The sequence below is a fragment of the Nonomuraea fuscirosea genome (assembly GCF_035917475.1).
Taxonomy (GTDB): domain Bacteria; phylum Actinomycetota; class Actinomycetes; order Streptosporangiales; family Streptosporangiaceae; genus Nonomuraea; species Nonomuraea fuscirosea.
Map to the genome: position 1 here is coordinate 2,942,641 of NZ_CP109074.1, position 17,780 is coordinate 2,960,420.

The following is a 17,780-nucleotide window of genomic DNA, read 5'->3' on the forward strand; positions in this document are numbered from 1 at the left end:
CGCCGGCGGCCCTGCAGCGCCTTCGCCTGTGCTGGTGCTTAGGATGCGGGGAGCTACAGCCCCGCACCACGTGCCGACCCTGATCGGATGAGGTGGTTGCGGTCTCAGCCGGGATGGGGGCGCCAGGATGGTGCGGAGCCGGCCTGCAGTGCCTTTGCCTGTGCTTCTGCTTCGGATGCGAAGAGCCACAGACCTGCGGCGCCGTAGTCGTCGGCAACCGCCGTCAGCGCATCCGCGTCAGCGCCGGTCAGGGCTTCGGCGTGGCGTAGTGCGAGCCGTACCCGGAGGCCGTCATGTGTCGCCGCGAGCACGGCCAGCCGGGGTAGTGCACTGACGGGTGCGCCCAGGCGTACGGCGTCGTGCAATGCCACCGCCTCGAACGACGAGGAGCCGCCCGCACGGCACTCCTCCGCATGCGCCAGAGCCAGATCCACGGCCCGCGACCGCTGTCCCGCCGCAGCGTTCGCCCACACTTCTGCAAGCGCCACCCAGTGGCGCAGCGCGGTCCATGTGACCGGCGCCCGCGCCGCGTCCGGTGACACCGCAGCTCCTGTCACGGTCAGTGACGCCCGACCTTCTACGGTGTTGGGTGACGCCAGCGCTCCTGTCGCGTCCAGCGATGCCCTCGCCTCTACCGCGGCGAGGGGCTCCCGCGCCTCTCTCATGTCCAGCGACGCTTGCGCTCCTGCCGCGTCCCCGCGCAGGGCCTGTGCCATCGCGTACGCCGTTCTGCGTTCGGCGGCGGTCAGCGGCGTCTCATGCCTGGCCGGAGCCCGTAGGAGGAACAGCGTCGCTCCCAGTTCGCCCCTCAACAGCGCCAGCCGCGCCCGGGCAAGCGCCTGTTCGCTCGTGCCCGGCCAACCGGGCCCCATGGAGGCGATCGCCCGTTCGACGGTCATCAGATCGCCGGCGAACCATCCGCACAGCGCCCACGTCATGTGAGCCGACGTCCACGGGGGAGTGGGCTCTGCCTCGGCGAGGCCCTTGCCGGCGTGCGCAGGCACCTGCTCATGGGGTGACGACCTGTGGGTGAGGGGCGACTCCTGCGGCCTCGGTGGCTTCTGGGGCTTTCCGGCCTGTACGGCAGGCAAGACGTCGCGAAGCACTGCCACCGCTTCGTCGGTTCGCCCCTGGTGGCACAGAGCCAGTGCCAATGCCAGAGACACCCGATCGTCGGCTGGCGGTGTGATTGCTCCGGCGGTGTGGGTCGTGTGGTCGTTCGGTGGCGGGGTGATCGTTCCGGTCGTGTGGTCGTCGGTGGGTGATGTAATCGGTTGGGCGATTTGGGAGGGGTGATGGTTGGCCGGTGAATCGATGGGACCGGGGGCTCGGGACGGCTGGTCGTCGGAGAGCGGCGTGCTTGGTGCGGAGCCCTGAGAACCCTGAGAACCCTGAGAACAACGTGAGCGCTGCGGAGGCCGGCCCTTAGTAGAGGGTGGTTTCGAAGCCGACGAGAGCTGGTCCACAGCCCTGAGTGCCTCGTCCGGGCGGGTCGCCTCAGCCAGCAGCCTCACCCTCTCCACGTCCAGTTCATGTCGGAGTGCCGCACGTTCCAGTTCCGATCGCCATCCCAGCGTCGCTGGGTCGGCTTCCGTCTCGTTCGACAGTGTCATCTGCTGGGCGGCCGTTTGGTGGAGTGAACAACCCCGGTAGAGATTCGTCTCGTCCGGGACGTGTGCTCGGTCAGGCTCTGTCTCGTCAGGCGGTTCTGTCCGGTCGGTGGTCGATTGGTGGGGTGGGCGTGCTTGGTCGAGGTTCGTCTCGTCTTGTGAATGTCGGGCGGCCAGGAGGCGTGGCGGAGAGGTCCTTGCCGGGTCCGAGTCGGGACGTGGTTCCGGGTCTCGCAGGTCCTTGCGCGTGGTGGACAGCAGGTCGAGTGCGTCGCCGAGTCGGTCCAGTCCCCAGGCCAGGGTCCGGGCTCTGGCCAGGGTCAGGCGTACCCGCTCCTGGTCGTCGCGCCTCGCATGGCGCGCGTCCGCCGCTGCGGAGAGCACCGCGTGTGCTTGGTTCGGCTGTCCGGCTCCGTTCAGGGCGGCCGCCAGTTCGATCGCCGCGCCGGCGCCTCCGCCCTCGCGCAGCGCGGCTCGCCCGAGACGGATGGCCGACGCGTGATCATGTACGGCCTCCGCCAGCCTGCACGCCCCCGCCAGCGTTCCAGCGTCCGCCCGCAGACCGCCCGCCAGCCGCCACGCCGCCACCCGGGCAGCGTCGCAGCTCCTGCGGGCCTCAGCGGCCTGCGATGAGGCTTCGACAGCGGCACCCGAGGGCGCTCCTGCTGTGGCACCCAAGGTCGTCTCCAGTGCCGTCTCCGGTGTCGCTTCCCGGGCTGTCTCCGGAGTCGCCGCTGGGGCCGCCTCCGAGGTCGTCTCTCGGGTGGCTTGGTGGGTCGCTGACCGGGCCGCCTCCAAAGTCGTCTTCGAGGTCGCCGCAGGGGCCGTTTCCAGGGGTTCCTCTGGTGCCGCCTCCAAGGTCGCTTCCGGAGTCGCTTCCGGAGTCGCGTCCGTGGTGACGCCCGTGGTCGCCTCCCCGGGGGTCTCCGTGGAGGTCTCCACGGTGGGGCCTGCTGTGACTTGCGCCGTGAACTGCCCTCTATGCGTCACCCCGGTCCCGATCGTGGTTTCCGCTGGGGACTCCAGGTCGGACTCCACCGCGGCGACGAGGTCGGCGTAGCGCTGAGTGCGGCGTGCGGCGGGGCACCGGGTGCGGGCCGCCTCCCCGTACAGGGGGTGGACCGGCCGTGCCACCTTTCCGCGCGCTTCGTGGGTCACCTCGATCACGCCGAGTTCCAGCGCCTCCAGCACGGCCGCCTCCGAGCACAGGCCCACGAGCGTCCTCACCCCGATGGGCTCCCCGAACGTCGCGTACTCCAGCACCGAGCCCGCGCCGTCCGGCAACGATCCCACCCGGTGGATCACGAGGTCGGCCGGGCTGCAGGCCGGTGGCGGGTCCCCGGACAGCCGCCACACCCCGCCCGCCTGCTGGAGTGCTCCAGAGGCACGCATGGCGTGCACCAGTTCGCGCAGCCACAGTGCGTTCCCGCCGGTGAGTTCCGCCAGCGTGGTCTCGACTGTGTCGTCGGCGGGGCCGTTCAGCGCCGTTGCCAGGACGGCCGCCATGTCCGCCTTGTCGAGGGGGGCCACCTCGAATCGTCTGAGCCGTCCGTCCCGCCACGACTCCACGACCGGGCCGCCGGTGTCCTCTTCCGAGCACACGGTCGCGATCAGGCGGATCCGCCCGGCGCGTACGAGGGCGGCCAGGACCTCGGCCGAGTGGCTGTCCAGCAGGTGAGCGTCGTCCACGAGCGTCAGGACCTCGATGCCGGGGGAGCACCGGCACCCGCCGCCCCCTTCGCTCTCAAGGCCGGCGTGTTCGATTCTCCCGCCGCAATGTCCGGTTCCTCCGGCAGGCGCCATCGCCCCGCCGCACCCCGGGGCGGTCCCGTACGCGGGCGGTGGTGACCCGCCCGGTACGTCGCGCAGCGCCCGGGACGCCCTGACCGTGAACGCGCCCCCGAGCCGCCCCGCCAGCCGCGCCGCGAGCGCGCTCTTGCCGGCTCCCGGCGGCCCCGTGACGAGCACCCCCTGGGCGGTCGGGTCGCCGGCGAGGCGGAGCAGGTGCCCGAGCTCCTGCTCCCGCCCGGCGAAGGGCCAGCTGGTCCCCATAATGCGAGGTTACGCCCCGGATATGGAAGGTGATCATCTATTTCCCGGTTTATGGCTCATTCGGGGAGAAAGGCGACAATCGACCAGAGTTGTCGCCGGCCGGAGCCGTTCTGTCAGCGCCTCGGTCAAGGAGCGGGGGAGAGGCGGCCGGAAGCAAGGGGAGGGCGGGAACGGCGGCGGGGCAGGGGGTGCGGGCGCGCCAGGAAGCGGGACGCGAAGGTCGTATTACGCTTTCTAATGAAAAATAGGGATTATCTTGGTTTAGGCGGTGAAAGGGGAAGACGGAAAAGAAACGCAGCCAGCTCCGAAGGAACACCGCGAAAGGCACCCCGTACCGGTCATCCCTATCCCGCGATCCGGCCGTACGCAAAGAGCCGCTCACGGCTGCGCAGGACGGAAGGCCCGTACGCCGCGCAACAGCCGCACCGCCGCCTCCATCCCGCAGGCCGCCTCCATCGCCCGCCCCGCCGCCGTCGCGAAGCGGCCCAGCAGGTGCTCGTCCCCGTCGCAGAACCCCCGCCCCGCGACCCAGACGAACACGTGGTCGCGCGCCACCACGGGCACGGGCGTGGCCAGGAATCCCGGCTCGCCCACCGACGCGTCCCGCGCCAGCCGCAGCGCCACCGAGGAGGTCGTCAGCTCCTTCATCACCCCCGACTCGGCCAGCCACCGCCGCAGCGGGTCCCCGGCCGGGGCGTGCACGTGGACGCAGCTCGTCTCCTGGCGCAGGACGTCCACCCGGACGAACCCCGCGTAAGGGGTTCCTGCCACGGCCGCGGCGGCACGCGCCAGCCGGTCGATCAGGTCGGCGGCCTCCGGGCAGGAGAAGGAGGTGATGAGATCACGCATGGCGGCATCGAGGCGGTTGTATGGCATGGCGATGATCCCTCGGAGCGGAGGGGGCGAGATCGCGCAGCCCGATCACGCGACGCTCACCTGCGGGTGCCCTGACTATCGCCCCCGACGCCGCCCTTGACTACCCCCCAACAGGAAATCAGGATTTTTGAGCATTTCAGGTAGCCACGAGGGCCGCGCCGCAACGCCGGTCCTGTCCCGTACCAGTTCACGGCACTCCCACGCGTTCCCTCAACGCCCGTCACGCCCCACCTAAGGCCGCCGCCCCGCGCTCCACGGCAGCCGCAGCCGCCCGTGCCGCTCCGCGCGCCGCACCAGCGCCCACTGCACGTCGTCCGCCCGCGTGCCGTCCGGCCTCGGGAACAGCTCCTTCTGCACGCCCTCCCGCTCGAACCCGGCCCGCCGCAGCACCGCGTGCGAGGCCGTGTTCGCCACGTCGGTGCCGGCCACGATGCGATGCAGCGGCGTGTTCGCGAACGCCCACCCGGTCAGCAGCGTGACCGCCCGCGTCATGAACCCCCTGCCGCGGAAGGCGGGCAGCAGCGAGTAACCGATCATCGCCTGCCCCAGCGGCGGCACGACCTGCGTCAGCTGCACGTGCCCCGCGAACGCCCCCGAGGCCGCGTCCCTGATCGCCAGCTCGATCCGCTGCCCCGACACCCACCAGTAACGGGTGCAGCGGCAGCGGCGCTCGTCGTCCTCCAGTGACGCGGCCTGCCCCACGGAGAAGGCCGCCACACTCGGCTCGGTCATCATCCGGTGGTAGTCGCCGGCGTCGGCCGGCTCCACGGGGGCCAGCCGCACCACGCCGTCGCCCAGTTCGCCGCCCTCGAAGAACGGCAGGTACGGCTCCGCCCCCGCCACCACCTCCCCCTCCAGCCGGGCGAACGTCACGTAATCGGCGAAGCGCCCGTCACGCAGCCGCCGCGCCTCCCGCCGCAACCCCTCCTCGCGAAAGCCCGCCTTGTACGCCACCCGCAGGCTCGCCACGTTCTCCACCTCGGCCTCCAGCTCGACCCGGCGCACCCCCTGGTCGAACAGCCAGTCCGTCACCGCCCTGGCCGCGGTCGCCGCCACGTCACGCCCGCGCGCCCACGGCGCCACCAGGTAGCCGAGCCGCGCCACCCCCCACTCGTCCGGCGGGCGCACCCCGATCGCGCCGGCGAAACGGCCGTCCAGGGTGATCGCGTACTCGGCCCCGCCGTCCGCCCACTTCGCCGGTGCGTTCTTCACGTACTCCAGCGCGTGCTGCGGCTCGTACGGGTCGGGCAGTAACGGCATGAACCTGGCCGTCACCGGATCCGAGCACATCCGCACCACCTCCGCCACGTCCGCCTCCACCGGCGGACGGAGGATCAGGGGACCGGTCGAGAGCACGTCACGCGGAAACATCCCCCATAGATATCGCGCGTCCTGGAGCCCTCGAAAGCCCTATAACCTTGCCGCCATGGGTTTCCGCAGGCATGGGCCTTTCCAGGTGGGGGATCAGGTGCAGCTCACCGACCCCAAGAACAAGCGCCACACGATCACCCTCAAAGAGGACGGCGTCTTCCACACCCACAAAGGGGCCATCCCGCACGGCGACCTGATCGGGCAGCCCGAGGGCTCCGTCGTGCGCTCCTCCGGCGGCACGCAGTACCTCGCCTTCCGCCACCTGCTCCAGGACTACACGCTGGCCATGCCGCGCGGCGCGGCCGTGATCTATCCCAAGGACGCCTCGATGATCGTCGGCATGGCCGACGTGTTCCCCGGCGCCCGCGTCATCGAGGCCGGCGTCGGCTCCGGCGCGCTGACCTGCTTCCTGCTGCGCGCCGTCGGCCCCGAGGGCCACGTGACCTCCTACGAGCGGCGCGAGGAGTTCGCGGACGTCGCGCGCAAGAACGTGGAGAAGTTCTACGGCGGCCCCATGGACGACAACTGGCGGCTGGTCGTCGGCGACCTGGTGGCCTCCATCGACGAGGTCGACGTCGACCGGGTCATCCTCGACATGCTCGCCCCCTGGGAGTGCGTCGACGCCGCCGCGAAGGCGCTCACGCCCGGCGGCGTGATCTGCTGCTACGTGGCCACGACGACCCAGATGTCCAAGACCGTGGAGGCCATTCGCGATCACGGGTGTTTCACCGAGCCGCAGGCGTGGGAGACCCTGGTTCGCGACTGGCACGTCGAAGGGCTCGCGGTAAGACCCGATCATCGGATGATCGGCCACACCGGTTTCCTCGTCGCCGCCCGCCGCATGGCCGACGGCGTGACCCCGCCGCCGCGCCGTCGACGACCGAAGGGGACGACTGAGGAACTATGACAATTTGGCCACGAGGGTGCGTTGGTGCGTGACACGGGAACAGATCGCCGTGTTCATATGCTGGGAGTATTAAACGCCCTATTGGGGATTAATCAACGAATACTGAATGTCACTCTACGAACACTGCCCGGCCAGGTTACGGAGGGGCCCGAGATAGGTAAGGTCCTTAGTAGTCGCTCTCGACTGGGAAGGAGGTGACGGGGCGTGGCAGCTCGCGATGATGCTGAGGCTCGAGCCGCGCAGCGCGAACGGGAGGTCGCTGATCTTTCAACACAGGTCTCCTTCCTCCAGGAGGAGATCACCGCGCTGAGGCGGAAGCTGGCCGAGTCACCCCGTCAGGCCAGGGTCCTCGAAGAGCGCCTCCATGAGGCACAGGCGAACCTCGCGGCCGTTACCGGCCAGAACGAACGCCTGGTGGCCACCCTCAAGGAGGCCCGGGACCAAATCGTCGCTCTCAAGGAGGAGGTCGACCGGCTGGCGCAGCCGCCATCCGGCTTCGGCACCTTCCTGGAGGCCAGAGAAGACGGCACGATCGAGGTGTTCACCGGCGGCCGCAAACTCAGGGTGAACGTCAGCCCGGCCGTCGACGTCGACTCGCTGCGGCGTGGCCAGGAGGTCATGCTCAACGAGGCGCTCAACGTGGTCGAAGCACTCGGCTACGAAGAGGTCGGCGAGATCGTGATGCTCAAAGAACTGCTCGACGAGGGCAAGCGGGCCCTGGTCATCTCGCACGCCGACGAGGAACGCGTCGTGCGACTGGCCGAGTCGCTGGTCGGCCAGCCCATCAGGGCGGGCGACTCACTCCTGCTCGAACCTCGCTCCGGCTACGTCTACGAGCGCATACCCAAGTCCGAAGTCGAAGAGCTCGTGCTCGAAGAGGTCCCCGACATCTCCTACGAGGAGATCGGCGGCCTCATGAGGCAGATCGAGCAGATCAGGGACGCCATCGAGCTGCCCTACCTGCACGCCGACCTGTTCCGCGAGCACAAACTCCGTCCGCCCAAGGGCGTGCTCCTGTACGGCCCGCCCGGATGCGGCAAGACGCTCATCGCCAAGGCCGTCGCCAACTCCCTGGCCAAGCAGGTCGCGGAGAAGACCGGCCAGTCCGGCAAGAGCTTCTTCCTCAACATCAAGGGCCCGGAACTGCTCAACAAGTACGTCGGCGAGACCGAGCGGCACATCCGCCTGGTCTTCCAGCGGGCCCGCGAGAAGGCCTCAGAGGGCACCCCGGTGATCGTGTTCTTCGACGAGATGGACTCGATCTTCCGCACCCGAGGCTCCGGCGTGTCCTCCGACGTGGAGAACACCATCGTCCCTCAGCTGCTGTCGGAGATCGACGGCGTCGAGGGCCTGGAGAACGTCATCGTCATCGGCGCCTCCAACCGCGAGGACATGATCGACCCGGCGATCCTGCGGCCCGGCCGCCTGGACGTCAAGATCAAGATCGAGCGGCCGGACGCCGAGGCGGCCAAGGACATCTTCTCCAAGTACCTCGTCTCCGACCTGCCCCTGCACCCGGACGACCTCACGGAGCACTCCGGCTCCCGCGAGGCCACCATCGTGGGCATGATCCAGAGCGTCGTCGAGCGCATGTACACCGAGAGCGAGGAGAACCGCTTCCTCGAGGTGACCTACGCCAACGGCGACAAGGAAGTCCTCTACTTCAAGGACTTCAACTCCGGCGCGATGATCCAGAACATCGTCGACCGGGGCAAGAAGATGGCCATCAAGCAGTTCCTCGAAAGCGGCCAGAAGGGCCTGCGGGTGCAGCACCTGCTCACGGCCTGCGTGGACGAGTTCTCCGAGAACGAGGACCTGCCCAACACCACCAACCCCGACGACTGGGCCCGCATCTCCGGCAAGAAGGGCGAACGGATCGTCTACATCCGCACGCTCGTCTCCGGCAAGCAGGGCACCGAAGCCGGCCGGTCCATCGACACCGTCGCCAACACCGGTCAGTACCTGTAGAACCCCTGGACGGCAGGGTCGCGCGACATCCGCCGCGCGGCCCTGCCGTCTTTTCGCGGCCATGTGGGAACGCTGCCATCCACGGCCTTACGTCCCTTTCGCGGCGTGACGCGTACAAGATCCCACCAGGAACGCGCGCGACACGGCCGATACACATGCACGCCACCCCGATGAGGCGCACACTGAGCCTGTGACCACGCTCAAACGGGTGGACGTGCACGTCGAAGGCATAGTCCAAGGGGTCGGCTTCCGCCCCTTCGTCTACTCGCTCGCCAACCGGCTCGGCCTGGCGGGACGCGTGCGCAACGACGTCAACGGCGTCCACATCGAGGTCGAAGGAGCCCACGCCGGCGTCGCGGAATTCCTCACCGCCCTCGAACGCGACGCGCCCGCCCTGTCCGAGATCGAACGCGTCACCGTCGTCAGCGGCGAACCCGCCGGGCACAGCGGCTTCACCATCGCCACCAGCGACCCCTCCGGCCCGCACCGCGCACTCGTCTCCGCCGACACCGCCACCTGCGACGACTGCCTGCGCGAACTCGCCGACCCGGCCGACCGCCGCCACCGCTACCCGTTCATCAACTGCACCAACTGCGGGCCCCGCTTCACCATCGTGCGCGGCGTCCCCTACGACCGGCCCCGCACCACCATGGCCGGATACGGCATGTGCGACGACTGCGCCCGCGAATACCACGACCCCGGCGACCGCCGCTTCCACGCCCAGCCCACCTGCTGCCCCGCCTGCGGCCCCCGGCTGCGGCTGCGCGACGCCCGCGGCGTCGACCTGTGCGGCGACCCCGTCTCCTGCGCCGCCACCCTCCTGCGGGCCGGCCGCGTCGTCGCCGTCAAAGGACTCGGCGGCTACCACCTCGCCGTCACCGCCTCCGACGAACGCGCCGTCGCCACCCTGCGCGGGCGCAAACACCGAGAGGAGAAACCGTTCGCCGTCATGGCCGCCGACCTCACCCAGGCCCGGCGGCTGTGCGAGATCGACGACGCCGCGGCCGCGCTGCTCACCAGCCGCGCCCGCCCCATCGTGCTGCTGCCCCGCCGGCGGGACACCCCCGCCGCCCGCGTCGCCCCCTCCGTCGCCCCGGCCGGCCGCCACCTCGGCCTCATGCTGCCGTACACGCCGCTGCACCACCTCCTGCTCGCCGAACTCGCCGAACCCATCGTCCTGACCAGCGGCAACGTCTCCGACGAACCCATCGCCTACGAGGACGCCGACGCCCTCACCCGCCTCGGCGGCATCGCCGACGCCTTCCTCGTCCACGACCGCGCCATCCACACCCGCACCGACGACTCCGTCGTACGACCCGGCTCGGGCGAGGTCACCGTGCTGCGCCGGGCCCGCGGCTACGCCCCCGAACCCCTCGCCCTGCGCCGGCCCGCCCCCAGACCCGTGCTCGGCTGCGGCGCCGCACTCAAGAGCACCTTCTGCCTCCTGCACGGACGCCGCGCCTTCGTCTCCCACCACCTCGGCGACCTGGAGAACTACGACACCCTGCGCGCCTACGCCGAGAGCATCGACCACTACCGCGACCTGTTCGGCATCCGGCCCGAACTCATCGCCCACGACCTGCACCCCGACTACCTGTCCACCCGGCACGCCCTCCAGCAGACCGGCGTCGAACACGTCGGCGTCCAGCACCACCACGCCCACATCGCCTCCTGCCTCGCCGACAACGGCGACCCCGGCCCCGTGATCGGCGTCGCCTTCGACGGCCTCGGTCACGGACCCGACGGCACCCTGTGGGGTGGCGAGTTCCTGCGGGCCGACCTGACCGGCTACGAACGCCTCGGCCACCTCGCCCAGGTCCCCATGCCCGGCGGCGCCGCCGCCATCCGCCAGCCCTGGCGCATGACCGCCGCCTACCTGCGCGACGATCGCCCCGGCCTCGACGTCGCCGCCCGCAACGCCGAACGCTGGCCCGCCGTCCTCCAGCTCGCCGCCAGCGGACTCAACTCACCCCTCACCTCCAGCGCCGGCCGCCTCTTCGACGCCGTCTCGGCCCTGCTCGGCATCCGCGACACGATCACGTACGAGGGGCAGGCGGCGATCGAACTCGAACAGCGCGCCGACACCTCCGAGACGGGCGTCTACGCCGCCGCCATCACCACCTCCGGCCGCTCCGACGGCGGCCCGTTCGTCGTCGAGGGCGGCGACCTCGTCCGCGCCGCCGCCGACGACCTCGCCGCCGGGATCGACCCCGCCGTCATCGCCGGACGCTTCCACAACGGCGTCGCCGCCGCCATCAGCCGCTCCTGCGTCGCCCTGCGCCAGGCCACCGGGCTGACCGCCGTCGCGCTGTCCGGCGGCGTCTTCCAGAACGCGCTGCTGCTCGAACGCACCGTCCAGCGGCTGCGCGCCGCCGGCTTCCGCGTGCTCAAGCACGTACGGGTGCCGCCCAACGACGGCGGCATCAGCCTGGGCCAGGCCGCCGTCGCCGCCGCCCGCGACCGCTCATGACGGCCTCCGGGCGCCGGTGACGGCACCACGCGGGCAGCAGGCCGCCCCGGCCTAGCATGGCGATCATGGAGTACCTCAATGCCGCCCGCGCCCCGTACACCGGCCAGGACCGGGAGCTCATCGGCACCGCGCACGCCCGCCGCGCCCGCGCCCACTTCGCCCGGCGGCCCGCCTACCGGCCCACCCCCGTCCACACCATCCCCGGCCTGGCCGGGACCGCCGCCGTCCACGTCAAGGACGAGAGCGCGCGCATGGGGCTGGGCAGCTTCAAGGCGCTCGGCGGCGCGTACGCCGTCCACCTGCTCGCCCAACGCGACGGCACCCGCACGCCCGTCGTCTGCGCCAGCGCCGGCAACCACGGCATCTCCGTCGCCGCCGGCGCGGCCGAAGCCGGCCTGCCCTGCCACGTCTACCTCGCCGAGGACGTACCGGAGACGTTCGCCCGGCGGCTGCGCGACCTCGGCGCCCGCGTACACCGCGACGGCCCCGACTACGACGCCGGCCTGCGGGAGGCCCTCAGCGCCGCCCAGGAGCACGGCTGGCGGCTCGTCGCCGACACCTCATGGGAGGGCTACACCAGCGTCCCCCTGGACGTCATGCGCGGCTACACCGTCCTGTTCGACGAGCTCACCGACCCCGGAGCCGTCGCGGACGACCTCGGGCCGACGCACGTCTTCGTGCAGGCCGGCGTCGGAGGACTGGCCGCCGCCGCGGCCGGATACGTCCGCGACCGCTGGGGCGAACGACCCAGGATCGTCGTCGTCGAGCCCGAAGGCGCCCCCTGCCTCATCGAGAGCGCCCGCGCCGGCGCGCCCGTACACGTCCACGGAGCCCCCACCACCCTCGGCCGGCTCGACTGCAGGGAACCCTCGCTCCTCGCCCACCGCCTCCTGAGCCACCTGGCCGACCTCTACCTGACCATCACCGACGACCAGGCCGCCGCCGCCGCGCGCGAACTCGGCCGGGCCGGCGTCGCCCTGTCCGCCTGCGGCGCCGCCGGAGCCGCCGGGCTGCTCGCCCTCACCCCCTCCGCCCGCCACGCCCTCGGCCTCGACCACACCGCACGCGTGCTGCTCGTGGGAACTGAGGGACCAGTGGAACCAAAGTGATCAGAAATACGTCAAAGGGGGCGTGCATCAACCCAACCGGCCGCGCCACGCACGAGGAAACGGCCGGTTGGCCGAACTCGACCTCCTGCGCTTCCTCGCCGCCCTGGCCGTCGTCGCCTTCCACTACCTGGTCGCCTACGCCTCCGTGTGGGGCGACCGGCCCGCGGAACTCTTCCCGGCCCTGGCACCCGTCGCGGGGCTCGGTATCTTAGGCGTTGAGCTCTTCTTCATCATCAGCGGATTCGTCATCCTCATGAGCGTCTGGGGACGCGGCCTCGCCGCCTTCGCCCGCTCCCGCCTGATCCGCCTCTACCCCGCCTACTGGCTCAGCCTGGCCGCCATCGCCGCCCTCTACGGCCTCACCGGAGCCAAGCCGCTCGACCCAAAACTTTCCCCAGGTGAATACCTGGTGAACGCCACCATGTTCCAGCGGCTGTTCAAACTCACCGACGCCAGCGGCGTCTACTGGTCCCTCTGGGCCGAGCTGCGCTTCTACCTCCTGATGTCCATCCTGGTCATCGTCGGCGTCACGTACCGGCGCGTACTGATCTTCGCCGGCGTCTGGCTGGCCGCCGTGATCGGCGCCAGGATCCTCGAGAACGGCACCGTCGACGAGATCGTCATGCCGGACTACGCGCCCTACTTCATCGCCGGCATGGCCCTGTACCTCATCCACAAGCACGGCAGTTCCTGGCTCCCGTGGCTCTACGTCGCCGCCGGCTACGGCCTGTCGATCGGTTCCGCGCTCGACCGCGTGCAACGCCGCGTCGACCTCGCCGGATTCAAGAACATGCCCGTCACCCCCGTCAGCGTGGTCGTCACCGTCACCCTCATCTACCTCGCCACGTCCCTCGTCGCCCTCGGGCTGCTCCGCCTCAAACCGTCCAGGACGCTCACCGCGCTCGGCGGCACGACATACCCGCTTTACCTCTTCCATAGCGTCATCGCGGTGGCCCTCATCCCGCTGCTCACCGGGGACCTGCCGCCCTGGGCCGTCGCCCTGACCACGACCCTGACCGCGATCGTGGTGTCGTATCTCGTCTACTCCTTTGCCGAACGCCCCATCCAGCGGCTCCTCAAGCCACGCAGATCACCACAAACCCCATCAGCTCCCGGCGTACAGGTTGAAAAGGCGTCGGTGCCATAACTCTGTGGCCCCGGGGCACTGTGAAGGGCATAGGCTCGGGCATATAAACGGCGGATAGACAGACCCGGACGAACAGAGGGTGTTGCATGACGGTGCGTCGGGTGATGGGCATCGAGACCGAGTACGGCATCTCCGTACCAGGTCAGCCAGGCGCCAACGCGATGGTGACCTCCTCGCAGGTCGTGAACGCCTACCTGGCCGCCTCGGCGGCCCGCGCGCGCAGGGCACGATGGGACTTCGAAGAGGAAAACCCGCTGCGCGACGCGCGCGGCTTCGACCTGGCCAGAGAGGTGGCCGACCCCACCCAGCTGACCGACGAGGACCTCGGCCTGGCCAACGTCATCCTCACCAACGGCGCCAGGCTCTACGTCGACCACGCCCACCCCGAATACAGCGCGCCCGAATGCACCAACCCCCGGGCCGCCGTCATCTGGGACAAGGCCGGCGAACGCGTCATGTACGACGCCGCCACCCGCGCCTCGGCCATCCCCTCCAACGCGCCCATCCAGCTCTACAAGAACAACACCGACGCCAAAGGCGCCTCCTACGGCTGCCACGAGAACTACCTCATGCGGCGCGCCACCCCCTTCGCCGACATCGTCAGGCACCTCACCCCCTTCTTCGTCTCCCGCCAGATCGTCGTCGGCGCCGGCAAGGTCGGCATCGGCCAGGACTCCCGCGGCGAAGGCTTCCAGATCAGCCAGCGCGCCGACTTCTTCGAAGTCGAAGTGGGCCTCGAGACCACGCTCAAGCGCCCGATCATCAACACGCGCGACGAACCGCACGCCGACCCGGAGAAGTACCGGCGCCTGCATGTGATCATCGGCGACGCCAACATGTCGGAAATCTCGACTTATCTGAAACTCGGCTCCACCGCCCTCGTCCTCGCCATGATCGAAGAGGGCTTCCTCACCCGCGACCTCGCCGTCGAAAACCCCGTACAAGCACTCAGGGCCGTCTCCCACGACCCCACCTGCCGCTACGAGATCCCCATGCGCGACGGCCGCAAGCTCACCGCCGTCCAACTCCAGATGGAATACCTGGAACAAGCCCGCAAATACGTCGAAGAGCGCGGCACCGCCCAAGACGAGATGAACAAGGACATCCTCGACAGGTGGGAATCCATCCTCACCCGCCTCGCCGAAGACCCCATGCAACTCGCCCGCGAACTCGACTGGGTCGCCAAACTCGAACTCCTCGAGGGCTACCGCAGCCGCGACGGCCTCGCCTGGTCCCACCCCCGCCTCCAGCTCGTCGACCTTCAATACTCCGACATCCGCCCCGACCGCGGCCTCTACAACCGCCTCGTCGCCCGCGGACGCATGCAACGCCTCGTCACCGAAGACGAAGTCCAGCGCGCCGTCGAACAACCACCCAGCGACACCCGCGCCTACTTCCGCGGCCGCTGCCTCAGCCAATACAGCGAATCCGTCGCCGCCGCCTCCTGGGACTCCGTCATCTTCGACATCCCCGGCCGCGAATCCCTCCAGCGCGTCCCCACCCTCGAACCACTCCGCGGCACCAAAGCCCACGTCGGCGAACTCTTCGACCGCTGCCACACCGCCGCCGACCTCGTCGCCGCACTCACCGGCGGCGACTGACCACACCGGCCGGCTGATCATCGGCAACCCAGGGGATCGCCACCACCCGGCGGTCCCCTGCAGTGGCGTGGGCACTGTGATGCGGAGCACACCGGACCTGCTCCAAGCCCGAGGCCCATGGGGCTTCGCGATTGGATAGGGCTACTATCTGGCCAACCCGGCAAGATCGACGGCCGATCGGCGCGAAATGTCGTCCCGTTCGGGGAAGATATGGACTAGAGGCAGTCCCCCGAAGCGGAGGTAGGACATGGCGAGCAAGGACACCGGCGGCCAGAAGCAGACCGGACGCCGCGAGAACGAGGTCGAGGAGACCGAGGCCTCGGCGGCGCCGGATGTGCAGGAGCGGCAGGAGAAGCTCACTGACGATGTCGACGCAATTCTGGACGAAATCGACGAAGTTCTCGAAGAGAACGCAGAGGAGTTCGTCAGGTCATACGTCCAGAAAGGCGGACAATGAGGGAAATATCGGACATCGGGTGATCGGGGAGGGGGGATGGAAGGGCGTAAGCGGTGTCCGGACTGCGAGGAGGAGAAGGACGTCTCCGAGTTCGGGCTCAACAAGCGCATGGCTGATGGGCTGGCGCGCTACTGCAAAACGTGCTTTCGGCGGCGGTCCATTCAGAGCTATCGCAAGCGCAAGGAGGAGCAGGGGAAGGCCGTGCGAGAGGCGGTCGCTGTTCCGGACGGACACAAATACTGCCCGCGCTGTAAAGAGGTGAAGCCTGTAGCCGATTTCGGGGGCAACCGGTCTACACGATCGGGGCTCACCGCGTACTGCAAGCCGTGCCACACCATCGTGACGCGCGAAAACAAGATCAAGAAATACGGCAGCGAGCGGAATTACCTGCTCCAATACCGCTACGGCATCACCGAGGACGACTTCGAGCGCATGCTCGCCCGTCAGGGCGGGCTCTGCGCCGTCTGTCAGAGCGTTCCGGGCACGTTCGTCGATCACTGTCACCGGAGCGGTGCCGTCCGCGGCATTCTCTGTTTCAACTGCAACAACGGGCTCGGGCACTTCGGCGACAATCTGGTGTTGCTGGAGCTGGCCGCGCTCTATCTGGACGGGGAGGTGCTCTGGCCGGAGTTCGTGGTCCTGCCGGAGCGGCGGGACGGCGGGGTGGTGCCGCCGACCCGGGATTATCACCTGGCGCAGCGTTATCAGGTGCGGCATGAGGATGTGGAGAGGATGATCTCGGCTCAGCACGGGTTGTGCGTGGTGTGCTGGGATCGGCCCCCCGAGCATGTGGATCATTGTCATCGGACCGGTGATGTGCGGTATGCGTTGTGCCTGCCGTGCAATAGCGGGATCGGGCAGTTCCGGGATGATGCCGGGGTGGTGTGGCGGGCGCTCGCCTATGTGGAGGCGGGTGCGGGGGACGCGGGGGAGGCTCTGGTCGCCGAGGCGGAGGTGTCCGCTGCCGAGCTGGAGGCGTTGGTGCGGGCGGAGGAGGAGCTCCGGTCGGAGTTCTATGGGCGGGTGACGCGGGTGGGTTAGCGTCCTGCGCGGGCGAAGGGCTGTCTGGTGGGTGCGGTGGTCGGGCGGTGTGTGCGCGGGTCACGGGTCCGGAGCGTCAGCGGGTGGTGGGTGGCATGGTGTAGTCGACGGCCACGCCGAGGAGGCGGACCGGGCGGGTGAGGTCGTGGCGGTCGAGGATGGCGAGGGCTGTTCTGGTGATCGTGGCGGGGTCGGTCGTGGGGGCGGGGAGGGTGCTCTGGCGGGTGCGGGTCTGGAACGGGGTGGTGCGGACCTTGACGGTGACCTTGGTGATCTCGCGGCCGGCCGCGGTGGCGTCGTGGGTGACGTGTTCGGCGAGGGTGGTGAGGTGGTGGTCGATGTCGGCGCGGTCGGTGAGGTCGTGCTGGAAGGTGATCTCGCGGCTGTGGCCGCGGGGGATCCAGGGGGTGGTGACGATTTCGGTTTCGCCTTTGCCGAGGGCGAGGTAGCGGTACCAGGGGCCGTTGGTGGGGCCGAAGCGGGCGGCGAGGTCGGCGGGGTCGGCGGCGGCGAGCTGGGCGACGGTGTGGAGGCCGAGTGCGGCGAGTTTGGCGGCGGTTCTGGCGCCGATGCCCCAGAGGGCGTGGGTGGGGCGTTCGTTCATGACGGTGGCCCAGTTGTCGCTGGTGAGGCGGTGGATGCCGGCGGGTTTGGCGAGGCCGGAGGCGAGTTTGGCCTGGTGTTTGTTGTCGCCGATGCCGATGGAGCAGTCGAGGTGGGTGCGGGTGTGTACGGCTCGCTGGAGGTCGGCGGCGAGGGTTTCCGGGTCGTCGGTGGTGGCGCCGAGGAATGCTTCGTCCCAGCCCCAGATTTCGGCGCGGACGGGGAAGTCGCGCAGGACGGCCATGACGCGTGCTGAGGCGGCTTCGTAGGCGGGTGGGTCGGTGGGGAGGAAGACGGCGTCGGGGCAGCGCCGCAGGGCGGTGCGGAGGGGTGTGCCGGAGTGGATGCCGTGTTCGCGGGCTTCGTAGGTGGCGGTGGCGGCGACGGTGCGGGGCTGGGTGGGGTCGCCTGAGCCGCCGACGACGACGGGTCTGCCGCGTAGTTCGGGGTGGCGCAGGAGTTCGACGGCGGCGATGAACTGGTCGAGGTCGAGGTGGAGTATCCAGTCGCGCCGGGTGGACGTGCTGCCCATGGTGTCCAGTATGGCCTGGTCGGGGGTGGTGTGCCG

Annotated in this window: 12 protein-coding genes; 8 read left to right on the forward strand and 4 right to left on the reverse strand. The window is 69.8% G+C overall.

Annotation, left to right across the window (positions count from 1 at the left end; all coding sequences use genetic code 11):
• Positions 1-104 precede the first annotated feature (104 nt).
• The 3 genes from OIE67_RS13245 to OIE67_RS13255 all read right to left on the reverse strand — a co-directional run bounded on the left by OIE67_RS13245 (position 105) and on the right by OIE67_RS13255 (position 5,909).
• Entirely contained in the window at positions 105-3,662 is a 3,558-nt protein-coding gene (locus OIE67_RS13245) for a hypothetical protein (protein WP_326639965.1), read from the reverse strand.
• Between the two features lie 378 nt (positions 3,663-4,040).
• On the reverse strand, positions 4,041-4,538 hold the full coding sequence (locus OIE67_RS13250) for a hypothetical protein (protein ID WP_326639966.1): 498 nt from the start codon (positions 4,536-4,538) through the stop codon (positions 4,041-4,043).
• A 231-nt stretch (positions 4,539-4,769) separates the two neighbouring features.
• Positions 4,770-5,909 carry a GNAT family N-acetyltransferase gene (locus OIE67_RS13255; RefSeq protein WP_326639968.1) on the reverse strand — a complete coding sequence of 380 codons (1,140 nt, stop codon included), beginning with the start codon at positions 5,907-5,909 and terminating at the stop codon, positions 4,770-4,772.
• 55 nt (positions 5,910-5,964) lie between these two features.
• Here OIE67_RS13255 and OIE67_RS13260 point away from each other — a divergent pair, with 55 nt between their 5' ends.
• From OIE67_RS13260 to OIE67_RS13295, 8 genes are all read left to right on the forward strand, one after another.
• Positions 5,965-6,816, forward strand: a complete 852-nt coding sequence (locus OIE67_RS13260) for a tRNA (adenine-N1)-methyltransferase (protein ID WP_326639970.1) — start codon at positions 5,965-5,967, stop codon at positions 6,814-6,816.
• A gap of 204 nt (positions 6,817-7,020) precedes the next feature.
• On the forward strand, positions 7,021-8,784 hold the full coding sequence (arc, locus tag OIE67_RS13265; RefSeq protein ID WP_106250101.1) for a proteasome ATPase: 1,764 nt from the start codon (positions 7,021-7,023) through the stop codon (positions 8,782-8,784).
• 190 nt (positions 8,785-8,974) lie between these two features.
• Positions 8,975-11,254 (forward strand): carbamoyltransferase HypF, encoded by a 2,280-nt coding sequence (gene hypF, locus OIE67_RS13270; protein ID WP_326639973.1) that lies wholly within the window; start codon positions 8,975-8,977, stop codon positions 11,252-11,254.
• 65 nt (positions 11,255-11,319) lie between these two features.
• A complete protein-coding gene (locus tag OIE67_RS13275) occupies positions 11,320-12,363 on the forward strand; it encodes a pyridoxal-phosphate dependent enzyme (protein ID WP_326639976.1) in 1,044 nt (347 codons plus the stop codon).
• Positions 12,364-12,430: 67 nt separating this feature from the next.
• Positions 12,431-13,510, forward strand: a complete 1,080-nt coding sequence (locus tag OIE67_RS13280; RefSeq protein WP_326639978.1) for an acyltransferase family protein — start codon at positions 12,431-12,433, stop codon at positions 13,508-13,510.
• A gap of 86 nt (positions 13,511-13,596) precedes the next feature.
• Positions 13,597-15,111 (forward strand): depupylase/deamidase Dop, encoded by a 1,515-nt coding sequence (gene dop, locus OIE67_RS13285; protein WP_326639980.1) that lies wholly within the window; start codon positions 13,597-13,599, stop codon positions 15,109-15,111.
• A 247-nt stretch (positions 15,112-15,358) separates the two neighbouring features.
• Positions 15,359-15,568 carry a ubiquitin-like protein Pup gene (locus tag OIE67_RS13290; protein ID WP_106250095.1) on the forward strand — a complete coding sequence of 70 codons (210 nt, stop codon included), beginning with the start codon at positions 15,359-15,361 and terminating at the stop codon, positions 15,566-15,568.
• A 36-nt stretch (positions 15,569-15,604) separates the two neighbouring features.
• Positions 15,605-16,609 (forward strand): endonuclease domain-containing protein, encoded by a 1,005-nt coding sequence (locus OIE67_RS13295; protein WP_326639983.1) that lies wholly within the window; start codon positions 15,605-15,607, stop codon positions 16,607-16,609.
• A 76-nt stretch (positions 16,610-16,685) separates the two neighbouring features.
• On the opposite strand, the gene OIE67_RS13300 is transcribed toward OIE67_RS13295, so the two are convergent.
• Positions 16,686-17,744 (reverse strand): DNA polymerase IV, encoded by a 1,059-nt coding sequence (locus OIE67_RS13300; protein WP_326639992.1) that lies wholly within the window; start codon positions 17,742-17,744, stop codon positions 16,686-16,688.
• Positions 17,745-17,780: the final 36 nt, after the last annotated feature.

Coding starts and splice junctions, on each gene's coding strand:
- OIE67_RS13245 (WP_326639965.1), bottom strand. CDS start 3,662: ATGGGGACCAGCTGGCCCTTCGCCGGGCGGGAGCAGGAGCTCGGGCAC.
- OIE67_RS13250 (WP_326639966.1), bottom strand. CDS start 4,538: ATGCCATACAACCGCCTCGATGCCGCCATGCGTGATCTCATCACCTCC.
- OIE67_RS13255 (WP_326639968.1), bottom strand. CDS start 5,909: ATGTTTCCGCGTGACGTGCTCTCGACCGGTCCCCTGATCCTCCGTCCG.
- OIE67_RS13260 (WP_326639970.1), top strand. CDS start 5,965: ATGGGTTTCCGCAGGCATGGGCCTTTCCAGGTGGGGGATCAGGTGCAG.
- OIE67_RS13275 (WP_326639976.1), top strand. CDS start 11,320: ATGGAGTACCTCAATGCCGCCCGCGCCCCGTACACCGGCCAGGACCGG.
- dop (WP_326639980.1), top strand. CDS start 13,597: ATGACGGTGCGTCGGGTGATGGGCATCGAGACCGAGTACGGCATCTCC.
- OIE67_RS13290 (WP_106250095.1), top strand. CDS start 15,359: ATGGCGAGCAAGGACACCGGCGGCCAGAAGCAGACCGGACGCCGCGAG.
- OIE67_RS13295 (WP_326639983.1), top strand. CDS start 15,605: ATGGAAGGGCGTAAGCGGTGTCCGGACTGCGAGGAGGAGAAGGACGTC.
- OIE67_RS13300 (WP_326639992.1), bottom strand. CDS start 17,744: ATGGGCAGCACGTCCACCCGGCGCGACTGGATACTCCACCTCGACCTC.